Source organism: Streptomyces sp. DH41 (genome assembly GCF_029813785.1).
In the GTDB taxonomy this organism is placed as follows: Bacteria; Actinomycetota; Actinomycetes; order Streptomycetales; family Streptomycetaceae; genus Streptomyces.
This window is the reverse complement of record NZ_JARVKY010000006.1, coordinates 83747-105596: the sequence shown is the minus strand read 5'-3', so window position 1 is coordinate 105596 and position 21850 is coordinate 83747. Positions and strand designations below refer to the sequence as shown.

2 protein-coding genes are annotated in these 21850 nt (G+C 72.4%); both read right to left on the bottom strand.

Features of this window, described 5'->3' with window-relative positions; genetic code table 11:
• Nucleotides 1-145: 145 nt before the first annotated feature.
• A complete protein-coding gene (locus tag QC283_RS12525) occupies nt 146-10990 on the bottom strand; it encodes a type I polyketide synthase (RefSeq protein WP_279561537.1) in 10845 nt (3614 codons plus the stop codon).
• 34 nt (nt 10991-11024) lie between these two features.
• Complete coding sequence (locus QC283_RS12520; RefSeq protein WP_443032594.1) at nt 11025-21797, bottom strand: type I polyketide synthase; 10773 nt, start codon at nt 21795-21797, stop codon at nt 11025-11027.
• Between the last annotated feature and the right edge of the window lie 53 nt (nt 21798-21850).

Sequence of the window (21850 nt, the reverse complement as noted above, 5' to 3'; positions counted from 1 at the left end):
TCAACCCCCAGGAAATGAATGTGTGCGATGGCCATGGGTGGGATCCCGCACCGTCCGTGCGGACCGTGCGGAGCCGTGCGGGCCGGGCTCACGGGGGCGCGGCCCGCACGGGTGCGTCTCGTGCGTCTCCTGCGTCTCGACCGCGTCAGTCGAGCTGGTCGACGAGCGCGAACAGCTCCTCGTCACTGGCGGTGTCGAGATCCTCGTCGGACGAGTCCGCACCGCCCGGTCCCTCGCCGGGGCCGTCCGTCGCCTCGGCCACCCGCAGCAGTTCCAGCAGACGCGCGGTGATCCGGTCGCGGGCCTCTTCGTCTGCTCCCGCGGTCTCGATGGCCGCCTCCAGACCGGCGAGACCGGCCAGCACCGCGTCAGCGGGAGCCGCCTCGTCGACCGCGAGTTCGGTCCGCAGATAGCGGGCGAGGGCCAGCGGGGTCGGGTGGTCGAAGACCAGCGTGGCGGGCAGCTTGAGGCCGGTCGCCTCGCGCAGCCGGTTGCGCAGCTCCACGGACGTGAGTGAGTCGAATCCGGCTTCGTTGAAGGCCATTTCCACCCGGACGCTCTCCGGACCGCTGTGGCCGAGCACGACCGCGGCCTGCGCGCAGACGACCCCGAGGAGCAGAGCTTCCTGCTTCGCCGCGGAAAGCCCCACCAGCCGGTCGGACAACTGTCGCCGGTCGCCACCACTGCCGGCGGCCGACCGCGCCGACTGCCGGCCCGGGCGGACCAGGCCGCGCAGCAGGTGCGGCACTCCGCCGCCCGCCGCCGCGTCGGCACGTACGGCCCGCAGGTCCAGATCGGCCGGTACGAGCAACGAGTGCTCGGACCGCAGCGCGGCGTCGAACAGCTCCATGCCCTCGGCCGACCGGAGCGCCAGGACTCCGCCGCGTCCTTCACGCCGGCTCATGCGGGTCCTGGTGAGGTCGTCGATGTTGCCGGCCATGCCGGTGACCTGCTCCCAGGGTCCCCAGGCCAGCGAGAGCCCGGGCAGACCCGCCGCGTGCCGGTGGGCCATCAGCCCGTCCAGGAAGGCGTTGGCCGCCGCGTAGCCGCCACTGCCCGCGCCCATGAAGACGGACGAGGCGGAGGAATAGGCGACGAAGGCGTCCAGTGCCAGGGGGCGGGTGAGCTCGTCGAGGTGGCGTACGGCGTCCACCTTCGGCGCGAACACCTTCGCCAGCCGCTCCGAGGTGAGCGCTCCGATCACCCCCGGGTCGAACACACCGGCCGTGTGCACCACACCCCGCAGAGGGTGCTCCTCCGGAATCCGGGCGAGCAGGTGCTCGACCTGTGCACGATCGGACACGTCACAGGCCACGACGGAGACCGTCGCCCCGTGCTCGGCCAGCTCGTCGACCAGTTCCTTGGCACCCTCGGCGTCCGGGCCCCGGCGACTGGCCAGGACCAGGTGCCGCACGCCGTGCCGCGTGACCAGATGCCGGGCCGCCAAGGCGCCCAGCGAGCCGCCGCCCGAGACCAGTACGGTCCCCTGCGGCCGGAACACCGGAGCCTCGACCGCCTCGGGGACGCCTGCGCGGGCGAGGCGGGGCACGGAGAGGGTGGTGCCGCGCACCGCGATCTGCGGCTCACCACTGGCCAGCACCGCCGCGAGGACGGAGTCCAGCACCGACTCCGCACCGCCTTCGGCGTCGGGGTCGGTGTCGATCAGGACGACACGGTCGGGGTTCTCGGACTGAGCGGCGCGCACCAGACCCCACACCGCCGCCCCGGCCGGGTCGGTCACCGCGCCCGCTTCGCCGGCGGGCACCGCACCCCGGGTCGCCACCACGAGGCGCGACTCCTCGCCGCCGGAGGCGCCCAGCCACACCTGCACCATCTCCAGGACTCTGGAGGCCAGCGCGAGTACGGCGTCGTCGCCCTCACTGCCGACGGCCTCCAGGACCGCCACCGCCGGGGCTCCACCGCCGGCGGTCAGGGCGGCCAGCTCGTCGGCCGTCGCCACCGGCAGCCACGGTGGCGCGGGCTCCACCTCCTGGACCAAGGGCAGTTCGGTCCACCGCACCGCGAAGAGCGAGTCGCGGCTCTCCTCCGCCGCCTTGGCACCCAACTGCTCGATGGACACCGCCCGCATCACCAGCGAGTCCATCGTCAGCACCGGGGCGCCCGCTTCGTCCGCCGCCGCGACGGACAGGGCGTCCGGACCGTTCGGCGCGACCCGCACCCGCAGTGCCGAGGCACCCGCCGCGTGCAGCACCAGGCCGTTCCACGCGAACGGCATCACCGGCTGCCCGGCCTCCTCCTCCGGTGTGTCCGCCGCGACGGCGAAGGTCCCGGCCTGGAGGGCGGCATCGAGCAGCGCGGGGTGGATACCGAAGGCTCCGGACTCCTCGCGCTCCCCGTCGGGCAGAGCGACCTCGGCGAAGAGTTCCTCGCCGCGCCGCCACACGGCACGCACGCCCTGGAACGCCGGACCGTACGCGTAACCACGCTCGAGCAGACCGTCGTACAGGTCACCGGTGTCCAGCTCCACCTGCTGGGCGTCGGTCGGCGGCCAGACGGCGAAGTCGAATCCGGAAGTGCTGTCGCCGGCTTGCGGCACGACGGCCAGCATGCCGGTGGCGTGCCGTGTCCAGGCGTCCCCGTCGCCGGGGGCGTCCTCGCGCTGGGAGAAGATCTCCACGGTGCGCGACCCGTTCTCGTTCGGACCGCCCACGGCGACCTGGACCCGCACCCCACCGTGCTCCGGCACCACCAACGGCGCCTCGGTCACCAGCTCCTCCAGCACACCGCACCCGGCCTCGTCACCGGCCCGCACGGCCAGCTCCACCAGTCCCGTGCCCGGCAGCAGCACCACACCGCCGACCACGTGATCGGCCAGCCAGGGCTGCGCCTTCAACGAGAGACGGGAAGTGAAGACCAGCCCGTCGGTCTGCGGCAGGCGCACCACCGCACCGAGCAGCGGATGATCCGCCGCCACCTGCCCCAACGACGCCGCGTCGGTCACCGACCCCGCCGTCTGGAGCCAGTAGTGCTGGTGATCGAAGGCGTACGTCGGCAGGTCGAGCCGGGCCGAGGCAGCCCCGGCCGGGAGTACGCCGGTCCAGTCGACGGTGACACCGCGCACGAACAGCTCGGCCATCGAGGCCAGCAGACGACGCAGCCCTCCGTCCTCGCGGCGCAGCGAACCCGTCACCACCGTGCCGGTGCCCGAGCCGTCACTCTCGTCGAGGATCTCGGTGATCGGCTGCACCAGCACCGGATGGGCACTGACCTCGACGAAGACACCGTGCCCCTCATCCAGCAGGCCGGCCACAGCGGGACCGAAACCCACCTGGCTCCGGAGGTTGCGGTACCAGTAGCCGCCGTCCAGGACACCGGCGTCCTCGATCCACTCGCCGGTGACAGTTGAGTAGAACGGAATCGAAGGCGCCTGGGCCTCGACACCCGACAGCGTCTTGGCAAGAGCATCGCGGATGTCCTCCACATGCCGGGTGTGCGAGGCGTAGTCCACCGCCACCCGCCGTACTCGGACACCCTCAGCGGCCAGAGCCTCCAACGCCTCGTCCAGCGCCCCGGCATCACCAGCGATCACCACCGACGACGGCCCGTTGATCGCGGCCACCTCGACCCGATCCGCCCACCGCTCCAGCCGGGCGATCGCCTCGCTCTCGCTCAGGGCGACGGAGGCCATACCGCCACGCCCCGCGAGCTGCCCGGCAATCGCCTGACTACGCAACGCCACCACCCGGGCCGCATCCTCCAGCGACAACGCACCCGACACACACGCGGCAGCGATCTCACCCTGCGAATGACCCAGCACCGCGTCAGGCTCAACACCCACCGACGCCCACACCGCCGCCAGACCCACCATCACAGCGAAGCTGGCCGGCTGAAGGACATCGACCCGATCCAGCAGGCCGGGGTCAGCATCACCGCGCAGCACATCTTCCAACGACCAGTCGATGAACGGCTCCAGGGCCGCCGCACACTCCGCGATCCGCTCCGCGAACACGGTTGAGGAGTCGAGCAGTTCCCGGCCCATACCCGCCCACTGCGAGCCCTGCCCCGGGAACACCCACACCACCTTGCCCAGCGCACCCGAACCGCCGGACACCAGATTGGCGCAACCCTCACCCCGCGCCAGAGCCCGCAGACCGGCGACAGCCTCGTCGTCCGAGCCGGCCACCACCACCGCACGCTCACCCAGCACCGCACGCCCAGCGACCAACGCACCGGCCACCGAACCCAGCGACACCCCGCCGGCTTCCTCCACGAAGTCCGCAAGCCGCCCGGCCTGCCCGGCCAACGACCCCGCACTACGCGCCGACACCACCAACGGCACCACACCACCAGAAGGCAACGGCGACGACGCCTCCTCCTCGGGCGCCTCCTCCAGAATCAAGTGCGCATTGGTCCCACTCACCCCGAAGGACGAGACACCGGCCCGGCGCGGACGGCCGTCACGCGGCCACTCCCGCGCCTCGGTCAGCAACTCCACCGCACCCGCCGACCAGTCGACCTCAGTCGTAGGCGCGTCCACGTGGAGGGTGGGCGGCAGGGTCGCGTACCGCAGGGCCTGCACCATCTTGATGACGCTGGCGACCCCCGCGGCGGCCTGGGCATGGCCGATGTTCGACTTCAACGAGCCGAGCCACAACGGCCGCTCCGCGTCACGGTTCTTGCCGTAAGTGGCGAGCAGCGCCTGGGCTTCGATCGGATCGCCCAGTGCCGTGCCGGTACCGTGCCCCTCCACCACGTCCACGTCCGTCGCGGTGATACGGGCATTGGCCAGGGCCCGCCGGATCACCCGCTGCTGCGAAGGACCGTTCGGAGCCGTCAGGCCGTTGGACGCGCCGTCCTGGTTCACCGCACTGCCCCGCAGCACCGCGAGCACCCGGTGCCCGCGCTCCCGCGCCACCGACAGACGCTCCAGGAGCACGATCCCGACGCCTTCGGACAGGCCCATGCCGTCCGCGCCCTCGGCGAACGCCTTGCAGCGGCCGTCGTCGGCCAGGCCTCGCTGGCGCGAGAACGCCATGAACGTGGCGGGTGTCGCCATCACCATCGCGCCGCCGGCGAGCGCCATGGAGCACTCGCCCTGCCGCAGCGCCTGAGCCGCCAGATGCATCGCCACCAGCGACGACGAACAGGCCGTGTCCACCGACACCGCCGGGCCCTCGAAGCCGAAGACGTACGACACCCGGCCCGACGCCACACTCGACGCCAGACCGGTGCCCGCGAATCCTTCCACTTCCGGCGCGAGCACGCCGATCCCGTAGCCCTGGCCGGAGACACCGGAGAACACTCCGACATCCGTGCCCTTCAGGGAGGTGGGGTCGATGCCCGCTTCTTCCAGGGCTTCCCAGGAGGTCTCCAGGAGCAGCCGCTGCTGGGGGTCCATCGCCAGGGCCTCACGCGGCGAGATCCCGAAGAACCCCGCGTCGAAGAGACCCGCCCCGTCCAGGAAGCCGCCCTGACTGGTGTAGCTCGTACCGGCATGGTCCGGATCCGGGTCGAACAGGCCCTCCAGGTCCCAGCCACGGTCCTCGGGGAAGTCCGAGACCGCGTCGACCCCGTCGGCCACCAGCCTCCACAGCTGCTCCGGCGAGGACACCCCGCCGGGCAGCCGACAGGCCATGCCGACGATGGCGACCGGCTCGTCCGTATCGGCCGTGACGACCATCGGTGCTTCCGGTTCCGGCGCCGCCACCTCACCGAACTCCTCGCTCAGGTACCGGGCGAGGGCCTGGGGAGAGGGGTAGTCGAAGACGAGCGTAGGAGGCAGCTTGAGGCCGGTCGCCTCGCGCAGCCGGTTGCGCAGCTCCACGGACGTCAGCGAGTCGAATCCGGCGTCCTTGAACGCCGTGTCGGCCCGGACGCCGCCGGGTTCGGTGTGGCCCAGTACGACCGCGGCCTGGGCCCGCACGAGGTCGAGCAGGAGCGTCTCCTGCTCGGTGGGGGCGAGTCCGGCCAGCCGGTCGGACAGCTGACCGCCGTCGGCGACGGTGCTCGCCGCTCGAGCCTGCTGTCGGCCCGCGCGGACCAGACCACGCAGCAGGTGCGGCACTCCGCCACCCGCCGCCGCGTCGGCACGTACGGCCCGCAGGTCCAGCTTGACCGGTACGAGCAGCGCGCGCTCGGACAGGAGGGCGGCGTCGAACAGTTCCATGCCCTCGGCCGCCGATATCTCGAGCACACCGCTGCGGCTGGCCCGCGCCTGGTCGACAGCGCTGAGGTGCCCGGCCATGCCGAGGGACTGCTCCCACAGACCCCAGGCGAGGGAGAGACCGGGCAGCCCCGTGGCCCTGCGGCTGCTCATGAGGCCGTCTATGAAGGCGTTCGCCGCAGCGTAGTTGCCTTGCCCGGCGCCGCCGGACAGGCCTGCCACGGACGAGAAGACGACGAACGCGTCGAGGTCCGTGCCACGGGTCAGTTCGTCGAGGTGGCGTACGGCGTCCACCTTGGGCGCGAACACCCCCGCGAGGCGCTCCGGGGTCAGCGCCCCGATCAGCCCGTCGTCGAACACGCCGGCCGTGTGGACGACACCGCGCAGGGGGTGCTCGTCGGGCACCGCGCCCAGGAGTGCCTCGACCTGGGTGCGGTCGGACACGTCGCAGGCCACGACTTCCACGGCCGCACCCTGCTCGGCCAGCTCGGCGACCAGCTCCGTCGCCCCTTCGGCATCCGGGCCCCGGCGGCTGGCCAGGACGAGATGCCGCACGCCGTGCCGTGTGACCAGATGCCGGGCGACCAGGCCGCCCAGCGACCCGGCACCCGAGACCAGAACGGTCCCCTCGTTGCTGAACGCCTCTGCCGCGTCCGCGACGCGGTCGGTGACGCGGTCGGTGACGCGGGCGAGACGGGGAACCGCCATGACCGTTCCACGTACGGCGACCTGCGGTTCACCGCAGGCCATCACCGGGCCCAGCAGAGAGTCCAGGACCGAGTCCACACCGCCTTCGGCGTCAGGGTCCGTGTCCAGGAGGAGGACTCGGTCCGGGGCTTCGGACTGGGCCGCACGCACCAGACCCCACACCGCCGCTCCGGCCGGGTCGGTCACCACACCGTCACCCGCGGGCACCGCGCCCCGGGTCGCGACCAACAGCTGCGAATCCTCCAGGCCGTCCGAGGTCAGCCACGCCTGCATCACCGCGAGGACCCTGGAGGTCAGCGTGAGTACCGCGTCGTCCCCGTCGTCGCCGACGGCCTCCAGAACCGCCACCGCCGGTACTCCGACACTCGCGGACAGAGCCGACACGTCCTCGGGTGTGGTCACCGGCACCCAGGACGGGGGGAACTCCGCGCCCTGAGGCAGGGGCAGTTCACTCCACTCCAGGCGGAACAGCGCGTTCGCCACCGTCGTGTCGGCCGGCGTCTCCAGTTGCTCGGTGGACACCGCCCGGGACACCAGCGAGTCCAGTGTCACCACCGGGCCACCGGCCTCGTCGGCCGCCTGGACCGACAGGGCGTCCGGACCGTTCGGTGCGATCCGTACGCGCAGCGCCGAGGCACCCGCGGCGTGCAGCACCAGCCCGTTCCACGCGAACGCCAGCACCGGCTCCCCGGACTCCTCCGCGTCGCCCGCGGCCCCGATCGTGCCGGCCTGGAGGGCGGCGTCGAGCAGCGCGGGATGGACGCCGAAGCGGTCGGCGTCCTTGCGGTGGTCCTCGGGCAGGGCGACCTCGGCGAAGACCTCCTCGCCGCGCCGCCACACCGCACGCACCCCCTGGAACGCCGGTCCGTAGCCGTAGCCGCGTTCGTTCAGGTCACCGTAGAAGTCACCGATCTCGACGGACTCCGCGCCGGCCGGCGGCCACACGGTGAAGTCAAACTCCGCCTTCCGTGCCGACGGCGCGACCGACAGCGTGCCCGTGCCGTGCCGTGTCCAGGCGTCCCCGTCGCCGGGGGTGTCCTCGCGTTGGGAGAAGATCTCCACGGTGCGCGACCCGTTCTCGCCCGGTGCGCCCACGGCGACCTGCACCCGCACCCCGCCGTGCTCCGGCACCACCAACGGCGCCTCGATCACCAGCTCCTCCAGCACACCGCACCCGGCCTCGTCACCGGCCCGCACGGCCAGCTCCACCAGCCCGGTACCGGGGAGGATGACGACCCCGCCCACGGCGTGATCGGCCAGCCAGGGCTGCGCCTTCAACGAGAGACGGGAGGTGAAGACCAGCCCGTCGGTCTGCGGCAGGCGCACCACCGCACCGAGCAGCGGATGATCCGCCGCCGCCTGCCCCAACGACGCCGCGTCCGTCGCCGACGCGACCTCCTGGAGCCAGTAGTGCTGGTGGTCGAAGGCGTACGTCGGCAGGTCGAGCCGGGCCGAGGCAGCCCCGGCCGGAAGTGCACCGGACCAGTCGACGGTGACACCGCGCACGAACAGCTCGGCCATCGAGGTCAGCAGACGACGCAGCCCTCCGTCCTCACGGCGCAGTGAACCCGTCACTATCGTGCCGGTGCCCGAGTCGTTGCTCTCGTCGAGGATCTCGGTGATCGGCTGGACCAGTACCGGGTGGGCACTGACCTCGACGAAGACACCGTGACCCTGATCCAGAAGGCCGGCGACAGCGGGACCGAAACCGACCTGGCTCCGGAGATTGCGGTACCAGTAGCCGCCGTCCAGAACACCCGCCTGGTCGATCCACTCGCCGGTGACAGTCGAGTAGAACGGAATCGACGGCTGTGCAGCTTCGATACCGGCGAGCGTGTCGGCGAGGATCTCGCGGATATCCTCCACATGCCGGGTGTGGGAGGCGTAATCCACCGCCACCCGCCGCACCCGAACACCCTCAGCGGCCAGAGCCTCCAACGCCTCGTCCAGCGCCCCGGCATCACCAGCGATCACCACGGAGGACGGCCCGTTGACGGCCGCGACCTCGACCCGGTCCGCCCACCGCTCCAGACGCGCAACCGCCTCGCTCTCACTCAGGGCGACGGAGGCCATTCCGCCACGCCCCGCGAGCTGCCCGGCAATGGCCTGACTACGCAACGCCACCACCCGGGCCGCATCCTCCAGCGACAACGCACCCGACACACACGCGGCAGCGATCTCACCCTGCGAATGCCCCAGCACCGCGTCGGGCTCAACACCCACCGACGCCCACACCGCCGCCAGACCCACCATCACCGCGAAACTGGCCGGCTGAAGGACATCGACCCGATCCAACAGGCCCGGGTCAGCATCCCCCCGCAGCACATCTTCCAACGACCAGTCGATGAACGGCTCCAAAGCCGCCGCGCACTCCGCGATCCGTTCCGCGAACACGGGTGAGGAGTCGAGCAGTTCCCGGCCCATACCCGCCCACTGCGAGCCCTGCCCCGGGAACACCCACACCACCTTGCCCAGCGCACCAGCACCATCGGACACCAGGTTGGCGCAACCCTCGCCCCGCGCCAGAGCCCGCAGACCAACCAGCGCCTCGTCGTCCGAGCCGGCCACCACCACCGCACGCTCACCCAGCACCGCACGCCCAGCGACCAACGCACCGGCCACCGAACCCAGCGACACCCCGCCGGCTTCCTCCACGAAGTCCGCCAGCCGCCCGGCCTGCCCGGCCAGCGACCCCGCACTACGCGCCGACACCACCAGCGGCACCACACCACCAGGCGCAGACGATCGTTCCGCCTCCACCTCCTCGGCAGGCGCCTCCTCCAGAATGAGATGCGCGTTCGTCCCACTCACCCCGAAGGCCGAGACACCGGCCCGGCGCGGACGGCCGTCACGCGGCCACTCCCGCGCCTCGGTCAGCAACTCCACGCCGCCCGCCGACCAGTCCACCTGCGACGTCGGCGCATCCACATGCAACGTCGCCGGCATCACACCATGCCGCAACGCCTGCACCATCTTGATCACACCAGCCACACCCGCGGCCGCCTGCGTATGACCCACATTCGACTTCAACGAACCCAGCCACAACGGCCGCCCCTCCTCACGCCCCTTGCCGTACGTGGCCAGCAACGCCTGCGCCTCGATCGGATCGCCGAGGACCGTGCCCGTGCCGTGTCCCTCCACCACATCGACGTCCGCCGGGCTGAGCCCCGCATTCGCCAGCGCTCCTCGGATCACCCGCTGCTGAGCGGGGCCGTTCGGCGCCGTCAGGCCGTTGGACGCACCGTCCTGGTTCACCGCACTGCCCCGCAGCACCGCCAGGACCTTGTGCCCGCGCTCCCGCGCCACCGACAGACGCTCCAGGACGAGGACCCCGACGCCTTCCGCCCAGCCCGTCCCGTCCGCGCCGTCGGCGTACGCCTTGCAGCGGCCGTCGTCGGCCAGGCCCCGCTGACGCGAGAACTCCACGAACGCGCCGGGGTTGGCCATGACGGTGGCGCCGCCCGCGAGGGCCATGGTGCACTCGCCCTGCCGCAGCGCCTGAGCCGCCAGATGCATCGCCACCAGCGACGACGAACACGCCGAGTCGATCGTCACCGCCGGGCCCTCGAAGCCGAAGACGTACGAGACGCGGCCCGACGCGACACTCGTGGACCCGCCCGTGCCCGCGAAACCCTCCAGCTCGGGTGTGACCACGCTGGCGCCGGGAGCGACGTAACCCTGACCGAACACTCCGGAGAAGACGCCGACATCGGCGCCCTTGAGCGAGAGCGGGTCGATCCCGGCGCTCTCGAAGGCTTCCCAGGAGGTCTCCAGGAGCAACCGCTGCTGCGGGTCCATCGCCAGCGCCTCGCGCGGCGAGATCCCGAAGAACCCCGCGTCGAAGAGGCCCGCTTCGTGGAGGAAGCCGCCCTGCCTGGTGTACGAGGTCCCCGCACGGTCCGGATCGGGGTCGAACAGGCCCTCCAGGTCCCAACCCCGGTCCTCGGGAAACCCTGTCACGGCGTCGCGGCCGTCACGGACCAGTCGCCACAGGTCCTCGGGGCCCGCGACCCCGCCGGGCAGTCGGCACGCCATGCCGACCACGGCCACCGGCTCACGGGAGGCGTCGACGAGCAGGCGGTTCCGCTTCTTCAGCGAGCCGACCTCTTCGACCGACTTCCGTAGCGCCTCGACGACCTTCTCATACGACGCACTCACTTGATTTCCCCAATCCTTCAGCGGTTTCGCAGGGTTAGTTGTCGCCGAGCGCCAGCTGCACGAGGTCGTCGACGTCCAGCTCGGCGACCGCCCTCTCCTCGTCGGCGTCGTCGAGGGCGCCGATCGCCGGTGCGCCGTCGTCGAGGGCGACCAGCTTGACCAGGGCGTCCATCAGCCCGGCTGCCCGGAACCGGGCCAGCGGGAGCGACGCGAGTGCGCGCCGCAGCCGTTCCTCGTCCACGTCCTGGCCGGCCGTGTCGCCGTCCGGGAACAGTTCGCCGTGCAGGTGGCGGGCGAGGGCCTGCGGGTTCGGGTAGTCGAAGACCAAGGTGGCGGGAAGCTGCAGTCCCGTCGCCGCCCGCAGTCGGTTGCGCAGTTCCACGGATGTGAGCGAGTCGAACCCGGTGTCCTTGAACGCCGTGTCCGCTCGGACCCCGTCCGGCCCGTCATGCCCCAGCACGGACGCGGCCTGGCCGCGTACCAGGTCGACCAGGGCCTTCTCCTGCTCGGAGGTGGGGAGTCCCGCAAGGCGGCGCAGCAGCTCGCCGTCCTGGCGGGAGCCCGTCCGAGCCGACTGGCGGCCGGCGCGGACCAGGCCGCGCAGCATGTGCGGGACTCCCCCTCCGGCTGCGGCGTCTGCCCGTACTCCTCGCAGATCCAGCTTGGCGGGCACCAGGAGCGACTGCCCGGTCCCCAGCGCGGCGTGGAACAGTTCCATGCCCTCGGTCGGAGTCATCGCCTGGAGGCCGCCGCGCCGGTTCATCCGGGAGCGGGTGAGGTCGTCGGTGTTCGCCGCCATGCCGTCGGTCTGCTCCCACAGACCCCAGGCCAGCGACAGTCCCGGCAGGCCCGCCGCCCGGCGGTTGGCCATGAGGCCGTCCAGGTAGGCGTTGGCCGCCGCGTAACTGCCGCTGCCCGCGCCCATGAAGACCGCCGAGACGGACGAGTAGACGACGAAGGCGTCCAGGGCCAGGGGGCGGGTGAGCTCGTCCAGGTGCCGTACGGCGTCCACCTTGGGTGCGAACACCCTCGCCAGCCGTTCCGGGGTCAACGCCCCGATCACCCCGGCGTCAAGGACACCGGCCGTGTGGATGACTCCGCGCAGGGGGTGCTCATCGGACACCTTGGCGAGCAGAGCCTCGGCCTGGGCACGGTCGGACACGTCACAGGCCACGACCTCCACGGCCGCGCCCTCCTCGGTGAGCTCGGCGACCAGCTCCTTGGCGCCCTCGGCCTCCGGGCCCCGACGGCTGGCCAGGACGAGATGCCGCACGCCGTACCGTGTGACCAGGTGCCGGGCCACGAGCGCACCCAGCGAGCCGGTGCCTCCCGTGACCAGAACGGTCCCCTGGGCGGCGATCGCCGGTGAAGCGTCCGGGAGTCGTCCGTCGGTGGCGCGGGCGAGTCGGGGCACGAAGAGTGCGGTGCCGCGCACCGCGATCTGCGGCTCGTCACCGGCCGTCGCGGCGCCCACGACCGCGGCCGGCCCGTCGGCGGATGCCGGGTCGGCGTCGACGAGAACGATCCGGTCGGGATTCTCGGCCTGCGCGGCGCGCACCAGACCCCACACGGCCGCCCCGGCGGGGTCGGTCACCACGCCGTCACCGGCGGGCACCGCGCCCCTGGTCGCCACCACGAGGCGCGACTCCTCCAGGCCTTCCGTGGTCAGCCATGCCTGCACCACCGCGAGGACCTTCGAGGTCAGTGTGAGTACCGCGTCGTCCCCGTCGCCGCCGACTGCCTCCAGGACCGCCACCGATGGAGCGTCGGCCCCGTCGGCCAGGCCAGCCACGTCCTCACGGGTGCCGACCGGCGTCCATGTCAGAACCGGCGCGCCACTCGGGGGCGCGGGCGCCTCCCGCCAGTCCAAGAGGAACAGCGAGTTCGCGGTCGCCGTGTCTCCGTTCCGCGCCAACTTCTCGGCGGGCAGCGCCCTGATCACCAGCGAGTCCACCGTCAGCACCGGGCCACCGGTCTCGTCGGCCGCCTCCAGCGTCAGGGCGTCGGGCCCGGTGGGCAGCAGTCGCACCCGCAGTGCCGAGGCGCCCACGGCGTGCAGCGTCACGCCGTTCCAGTCGAGCGGCTGACGAACGTCGTCACCGTCCGCCGCCGCGCCACCGACCGACGAGACGTTCAGAACGGCTTCGAGGAGGGCGGGGTGGATGCCGAACCTTCCCGCTTCCTCACGGTGTTCCTCGGGCAGGGCGACCTCGGCGAAGACCTCCTCGCCGCGCCGCCACACCGCCCGCACCCCCTGGAACGCCGGGCCGTACTCGTACCCCTGCTCCACCAGACCTGAGTAGAGGTCACCCGTCTCGACGGCGGACGCACCGGGCGGCGGCCACGCCGTGAAGTCGTATGCCCCACCACGGGACGAGGCCGACGCAGACAGAAGCCCGGTGGCGTGCCGTGTCCAGGCGTCCCCGTCGCCGGAGGCGTTCTCGCGCTGGGAGAAGATCTCCACGGTGCGCGACCCGTTCTCGCCCGGCGCGCCCACGGCGACCTGCACCCGCACCCCGCCCTGCTCCGGCACGATCAGCGGTGTCTCGATGACCAGCTCTTCCAGCACACCGCACCCGGCCTCGTCACCGGCCCGGACCGCCAGCTCCACCAGTCCCGTGCCCGGCAGCAGCACCACACCGCCCACGGCGTGATCGGCCAGCCAGGGCTGCGCCTTCAGCGACAGCCGGGAAGTGAAGACCAGCCCGTCGGTCTGCGGCAGGCGCACCACCGCACCGAGCAGCGGATGATCCGCCGCCACCTGCCCCAACGACGCCGCGTCGGTCACCGACCCCGCCGTCTGGAGCCAGTAGTGCTGGTGGTCGAAGGCGTACGTCGGCAGGTCGAGCCGGGCCGAGGCAGCCCCGGCCGGGAGTACGCCGGACCAGTCGACGGTGACACCGCGTACGAACAGCTCGGCCATCGAGGCCAGCAGACGACGCAGCCCTCCGTCCTCACGACGCAGCGAACCCGTCACCACCGTGCCGGTACCCGAGCCGTCACTCTCGTCGAGGATCTCGACGATCGGCTGCACCAGCACCGGATGGGCACTGACCTCGACGAAGACACCGTGACCCTGATCCAGAAGGCCGGCCACAGCGGGACCGAAACCGACCTGGCTCCGGAGATTGCGGTACCAGTAGCCGCCGTCCAGGACACCCGCCTGATCGACCCACTCTCCCGTGACGGTCGAGTAGAACGGAATCGACGGCTGCTGAGCGTCGATACCGGCGAGCGTGTCGGCGAGGATCTCGCGGATGTCCTCCACATGCCGGGTGTGCGAGGCGTAGTCCACCGCCACCCGCCGGACTCGGACACCCTCAGCGGCCAGAGCCTCCAACGCCTCGTCCAGCGCCCCGGCATCACCAGCGATCACCACCGACGACGGCCCGTTGATCGCCGCGACCTCGACCCGATCCGCCCAACGCTCCAGACGGACGACCGCCTCGCTCTCGCTCAGGGCGACGGAGGCCATACCGCCACGCCCGGCAAGCTGCCCGGCAATCGCCTGACTACGCAACGCCACCACCCGGGCCGCATCCTCCAGCGACAACGCACCCGACACACACGCGGCAGCGATCTCACCCTGCGAATGCCCCAGCACCGCGTCAGGCTCAACACCCACCGACGCCCACACCGCCGCCAGACCCACCATCACAGCGAAACTGGCCGGCTGAAGGACGTCGACCCGCTCCAGCAGGCCCGGGTCAGCATCACCGCGCAGCACATCTTCCAACGACCAGTCGATGAACGGCTCCAGGGCCGCCGCACACTCCGCGATCCGCTCCGCGAACACGGGTGAGGAGTCGAGCAGTTCCCGGCCCATACCCGCCCACTGCGAGCCCTGCCCCGGGAACACCCACACCACCTTGCCCAGCGCACCAGCACCGGCACTCCCGACAACCACACCAGACGTGTTCTCGCCCCGCGCCAGAGCCCGCAGACCGGCGACAGCCTCATCGTCGGAGCCGGCCACCACCACCGCACGCTCACCCAGCACCGCACGCCCACCGACCAACGCACCGGCCACCGAACCCAGCGTCACCCCGTCGGCTTCCTCCACGAAGTCCGCGAGCCGCCCGGCCTGCCCGGCCAACGCCCCCGCACTACGCGCCGACACCACCAACGGCACCACACCACCAGAGGGCGACGGCTGCGACGCCTCCGCCTCGTCCTCGGGCGCCTCCTCCAGAATCAGATGCGCGTTCGTCCCGCTGATGCCGAACGAGGACACACCGGCCCGGCGGGGACGGCCGTCACGCGGCCACTCCCGCGCCTCGGTCAGCAGCTCAATGGCGCCGTCGGACCAGTCGACCCGAGTCGTGGGCTGCCCCGCGTGGAGCGTGGGGGGCATGACGCCGTTCCGCAGGGCCTGCACCATCTTGATCACACCGGCCACGCCCGCGGCGGCCTGCGTATGACCCACATTCGACTTCAACGAGCCCAGCCACAAAGGCTGTTCCGCGCCACGCCCCTTGCCGTACGTGGCCAGTAGCGCCTGCGCCTCGATCGGATCGCCGAGAACCGTGCCCGTGCCGTGTCCCTCCACCACGTCCACGTCCGCCGCCGAGAGACCGGCACTGGCCAGCGCCTTGCGGATCACCCGCTGCTGCGACGGGCCGTTCGGAGCCGTCAGGCCGTTGGACGCGCCGTCCTGGTTCACCGCACTGCCCCGCAGCACCGCGAGCACCCGGTGCCCGCGCTCCCGTGCCACCGACAGACGCTCCAGGACGACGAGTCCGACGCCCTCGGACAGGACGGTGCCGTCCGCGTCGTCGGCGTAGGCCTTGCAGCGGCCGTCGGCGGCCAGGCCCCGCTGGCGCGACATGCCGAGGACGCCGATCGGTGATCCCATGACGGCGACTCCGCCGGCGAGGGCCATGGTGCACTCGCCCTGGCGCAGCGCCTGCGCGGCGAGGTGCATCGCCACCAGCGACGAGGAGCAGGCGGTGTCCACGGTGACCGCCGGGCCCTCGAAGCCGAAGACGTACGACACCCGGCCCGACGCCACGCTTCCCGCGGTGGCGGTCGTCACGAAGCCTTCTAGTTCGGCGGGCATGTTGCTCAGGGACTCGAGGTAGTCGTGGATGGAGACACCGGAGAAGACGCCGATGTTGTCTCCCCGCGCGGTGCTCGGGTCGATACCCGCCCGCTCCAGTGCCTCCCAGGAGGCTTCGAGGAGCAGCCGCTGCTGCGGGTCCATCGCCAGGGCCTCACGGGGCGAGATGCCGAAGAAGCCCGCGTCGAAGAGGCCCGCGCCCTCCAGGAAGCCGCCCTGGGTGGAGTAGGACGTGCCGGCGTGGTCGGGGTCGGCGTCGAAGAGGCTCTCCAGGTCCCAGCCCCGGTCCTCGGGGAAGCCGGACATGCCCTCGCGGCCCTCCCGCACCATGCGCCACAGCTCGTCGGGGCTCGTGACGCCGCCCGGCAGCCTGCACGCCATGCCCACGATCGCTATGGGTTCCTCGGGGTCGGCGCTCGCGGTTGCCGCTGCCCCGGCGGGCGGGTCGGCCACCGCGGGGTCCGTGTCGCCGAGTTCCTCGCGCAGGTGGCGGGCCAGGGCGGTCGGCGTCGGATAGTCGAAGATGAGGGTGGCGGGGAGTTTCACGCCGGTGGCCGCGCTGAGCCGGTTGCGCAGTTCCACGGCGGTCAGGGAGTCGAAACCGATGTCGCTGAATCCGCGTGTGCCCTGGGTCAGTTCCTGGCTGGTGAAGCCGAGTACGGCGCCCGCCTCGCTCTGCACGACGGAGAGCAGGACGCTCTCCTGCTCCTCCCGGGGCAGGCCGGCGAGCCGCCGGACCAGCGCGCCGCTGTCGCCGGCGGCGGCCCGGGCGGTGCGGCGGCCCGCGCGGACCAGGCCGCGCAGCAGGTGCGGTACTCCCCCGCCCTCCGCGGCCTGGCCGCGCAGTGTCCGCAGGTCCAGTTTGATCGGTACGAGGAGTGCCTGGCCCATGTGCAGGCCGAGGTCGAAGATGTGCAGCCCCTCGGCCGGCGTCAGGGCGAGGACTCCGCCACGGCTCATCCGGGCCTGGTCGACGGTGCCGAGGTGGGCGGTCAGTCCGGTGCTCTGCTCCCACAGGCCCCAGGCCAGGGACAGGCCGGGCAGCCCCGCCTCGCGGCGCCCGGCCATCAGACCGTCGAGGAAGGCGTTCGCGGCCGCGTAGTTGCCCTGGCCCGCCGACCCCATGAGGGCGGCGGCGGACGAGAACACGACGAACGCGTCGAGGTTCAGGTTCCGGGTCAGTTCGTCGAGGTGACGTACCGCGTCGACCTTGGGGGCGAACACCGTCGCGAGGCGCTCCGGGGTGAGTGCCCCGATCACTCCGTCGTCCAGCACGCCGGCGAGGTGCACCACGCCGCTCAGGGGGTGTTCGTCGGGCACGGATGCCAGCAGGGCTTCGACGTCGCCTCGCCGGGATACGTCACTGGCCACCACCGAGACCGCCGCGCCCTGTTCGGTCAGTTCGGCGACCAGCTCCGGCATGCCCTCGGTGTCCGGGCCGCGACGGCCGGCCAGAACGAGGTGCCGTACGCCGTACCGGGTGACGAGGTGGCGGGCCACCAGGGCGCCCAGGGAGCCGGTGCCGCCGGTGAGCAGGACCGTCCCTTCCGGTCGGAAGACCTCGGGGTCGTCGGGGACCTGGCCGGTGACCCGGGCGAGGCGGGGCACGGAGAGGGTGGTGCCGCGCACCGCGATCTGCGGCTCGTCACCGGCCGCCACGGCGCCCAGGACGATGTCCGGCACGACGGCCGGAACGGCGGCCCGCCCGTCGGCGGAGACCGGGTCGGTGTCGACGAGGACGATCCGGTCGGGATTCTCGGCCTGCGCGGCGCGCACCAGACCCCACACGGCCGCCCCGGCGGGGTCGGTCACCACGCCGTCACCGGCGGGCACCGCGCCCCTGGTCGCGACCACGAGCCGGGAGTTCTCCAGCTCGTCGGCGGCCAGCCACGCCTGCACCACACGGAGCACGTGGGATGTCAGAGCCAGTACGGCGCCTTCACCGTCGTCGGCGGCGACGGCCTCCAGCACCGCCGTCGCCGGAGCGCCACCGGTGCTGCGGGCGGCCAGGTCCGTCACGTCCTCGGCCGTGGCGAGGGGTGTCCACGTCGGGACGGTGGTGGCGCTCTGGGCCGGGGGCAGCTCGGTCCACTCCACTCCGAACAGCGCGTCGCGGGTGTCGTGGGCCGCCGCGGCGTCCAGCTGGTCGGTGGAGACCGGCAGGGACACCAGCGAGTCCATGGTCAGCACCAGGCCACCGGTCTCGTCGGCGGCCTGGAAGGAGAGGGCGTCCGGGCCGCACGGTGCGACCCGCACCCGCAGCGCCGAGGCGCCCGTGGCATGCAGCACGAGGCCGTTCCAGGCGAACGGCAGCACCTTGCGGCCGTCGTCCGGGGCGGCGAGGGCGTTGGTGTGCAGTGCGGCGTCGAGGAGTGCCGGGTGGATACCGAACCTGCCCGCGTCCTCGCGCTGTTCCTCGGGCAGGGATGCCTCGGCGAAGACCTCGTCGCCACGCCGCCAGACCGCGCGCAGCCCCTGGAAGGCCGCCCCGTAGGCGTAGCCGCGCTCGGTCAGGTCGCCGTAGAAGTTCTCGACGTCGACCGGCTCCGCGCCGGGCGGCGGCCAGGCGGCGAAGTCGAAGTCGCTCTCCCGGGCGGAGGGCGCGGCCGACAGGAGTCCGGTGGCGTGCCGTGTCCACCCGTCCGTGCCGCCCTCGCCGACGGCGTCTTCGCGCAGGGAGTACACGTCCACGGTGCGCAGGCCGTTCGCGCCCGGTCCGCTCACCGCGACCTGGACTCGCACACCGCCGCGCTCGGGCAGCACCAGGGGCGCCTCGATCACCAGCTCTTCCAGGACGCCGTGGCCGAACTCGTCGCCGGCGCGCACGGCCAGATCGACGTAGACCGTGCCGGGGACGATGACGACCCCGCCGATGGCGTGCCCGGCGAGCCAGGGGTGTGACTGGAGCGACAGTCGCGAGGTGAAGACCAGGCCGTCGGACTGCGGCAGTTCCACCACCGCGCCGAGCAGCGGGTGATCGGCTCCGGTCAGCCCCAGTGACGCCTGGTCCGTGGCCGAGCCGCCCATCCGCAGCCAGTAGTGCTGGTGGTCGAAGGCGTACGTCGGCAGGTCCACGCGTGCCGACGTGGCGCCGTCGGGCAGCAAACTGGTCCAGTCCACGGGAACGCCGCGCACGAACAGCTCGGCCATCGAGGTCTGGAGCCGACGCGGCCCACCGTCCTCGCGGCGCAGCGAACCGGTGACCACGACGTCCGTGTCCCCGTCGGCGGCGTAGACGGTCTCGGTGATCGGCTGGACCAGCACCGGATGGGCACTGACCTCGACGAAGACACCGTGACCCTGACGGATCAACTCCCCCACCGCCGGGCCGAAACCGACCTGACCGCGGAGGTTGCGGTACCAGTAGCCGCCGTCCAGGACACCGGCGTCCTCGATCCATTCACCGGTGACGGTCGAGTAGAAGGGAACGGACGGCGCCTGCGCGCCGATGCCGGCCAGGGCGTCGGCGAGGGTGTCGCGGATGCGCTCGACGTGCCGGGTGTGCGAGGCGTAGTCCACGGCGATGCGCCGCACCCGCACGCCCTGGTCCTCGAGGGTGTCCAGGGCCTCGTCCAGTGCCTGGGCGTCACCGGCGATCACGACCGACGACGGTCCGTTGACGGCGGCCACCTCGACCCGGTCCGCCCAACGCTCCAGACGCGCGACCGCCTCGTCCTGACTCAGGGCGATGGAGGCCATGCCACCACGCCCCGCGAGCTGTTCGCCGATGGCCTGACTGCGCAGCGCCACCACCCGCGCCGCGTCCTCCAGCGACAAGGCGCCCGACACGCACGCGGCAGCGATCTCACCCTGCGAGTGCCCGACCACGGCGTCGGGCTCGACCCCCACCGACGCCCAGACCGCCGCCAGCCCCACCATCACGGCGAAACTGGCCGGCTGGAGGACGTCGACCCGGTCCAACAGACCCGGATCGGCATCACCGCGCAGCACATCGACCAACGACCAGTCCACCCACCGCTCCAGGGCTGCCGCGCACTCCGCGATCCGCTCCGCGAACACCGGCGACGCGTCCAGCAACTCCCGGCCCATGCCCGCCCACTGCGAGCCCTGACCCGGGAAGACCCATACGACCTTGCCGGGCGTCCCAGAACCGGAAAGGACTCCGGCCGTGCTCTCGCCACGGGCGAGGGCGCGCAGTCCGGCCAGTGCCTCGTCGTCCGAGCCGGCCACCACCACCGCACGCTCGCCCAGCACGGCGCGGCCGGTCACCAGCGCGCCGGCGACGTCCGTGAGCGAGGCACCGTCGGCGCCACCGGTCTCCAGGAACGACGCCAGCCGTTCCGCCTGGGCGGCCAGGGAAGCCGGGCTTCCCGCCGAGACCACCAGTGGGACCGCGCTGGCCGGCCCGGCGTCCCGCACGTCCTCGTGGGCGGTCGCCGTCTCCCGCGGCGCTTCCTCCAGGATGAGATGGGCGTTCGTCCCGCTGGCCCCGAACGAAGACACACCGGCGCGGCGCGGACGGCCGTCGTCCGGCCACTCCCGCGCCTCGGTCAGCAGCTTCACCGCGCCCGTCGACCAGTCCACCTGGGGGGTCGGCGCGTCCAGGTGCAGGGTTGCCGGGAGCACCCGGTTCCGCAGCGCCTGCACCGTCTTGATGACACCGGCCACACCGGACGCCGCCTGGGTGTGCCCTATGACGGACTTGACCGAGCCGAGCCACAGCGGCTTCTCCGGGTCGCGGCCCTGTCCGTACGTGGCGAGCAGCGCCTGCGCCTCGATCGGGTCGCCGAGGACGGTGCCCGTGCCGTGACCCTCCACCGTGTCCACGTCGGCCGGGGAGAGTCCGGCGCTGGTCAGAGCCTTGCGGATGACTCGCTGCTGCGCGGGACCGTTCGGCGCGGTCAGGCCGTTGGACGCGCCGTCCTGGTTGACGGCGCTGCCGCGCAGCACCGCGAGGACCCGGTGGCCGCGCTCCTCGGCGACCGACAGCCGTTCCAGGAGCAGGACGCCCACACCCTCGGCCCAGCCCGAGCCGTCGGCGCCGGCGGCGTACGACTTGCAGCGCCCGTCGAAGGCCAGCGCCCGCTGCCGTGCGAAGCCGACGAACCCGCCCGGCGTGGCCATCACCGTGGAGCCGCCGACGAGGGCCATCGAGCACTCCCCGCGGCGCAGTGCCTGCGCCGCGAGATGCGTCGCCACCAGCGAGGAGGAGCACATGGTGTCGACGGTGACGGCGGGTCCCTCCAGCCCGAGCGTGTAGGCGACGCGTCCGGACGCGACGCCGCCGGCGGTGCCCAGAGCGCGTTCCAGGCTGAGGAAGTCCTCGTGGCCGCTCAGATCGGGGGCGTAGTCCTGGTGCACCATGCCGGCGAAGACGCCGATGTCGCTGCCCCGCACCGAGTGGGGGTCGAGGCCGGCCCGTTCCAGGGCCTCCCAGGACACTTCGAGCAGCTGCCGCTGCTGCGGGTCCATCGCCAGGGCCTCGCGCGGCGAGATGCCGAAGAACGCGGCGTCGAACCGGCCCGCGTCGTGGAGGAAGGCACCCTCACGCACATACGTCGTACCGGGATGGTCGGGGTCGGGGTGGTAGAGGCCCTCCAGGTCCCAGCCTCGGTCCTCGGGGAAGGGGGTGTAGACGTCGGCGCCCTCGGACACCACCCGCCACAGGTCCTCGGGACTGCGGATCCCACCGGCGTACCGGCAGGCCATGGAGACGATCGCGATGGGCTCGGTGGCCGCGGCCGCGAGTTCGCTGTTCTCCTGCTGAAGCCGGGCGTTCTCCTTCAGCGTGGCTCGCAGTGCCTCGACAACCTGCTCGTCCGGCGCGGACATAACCATCC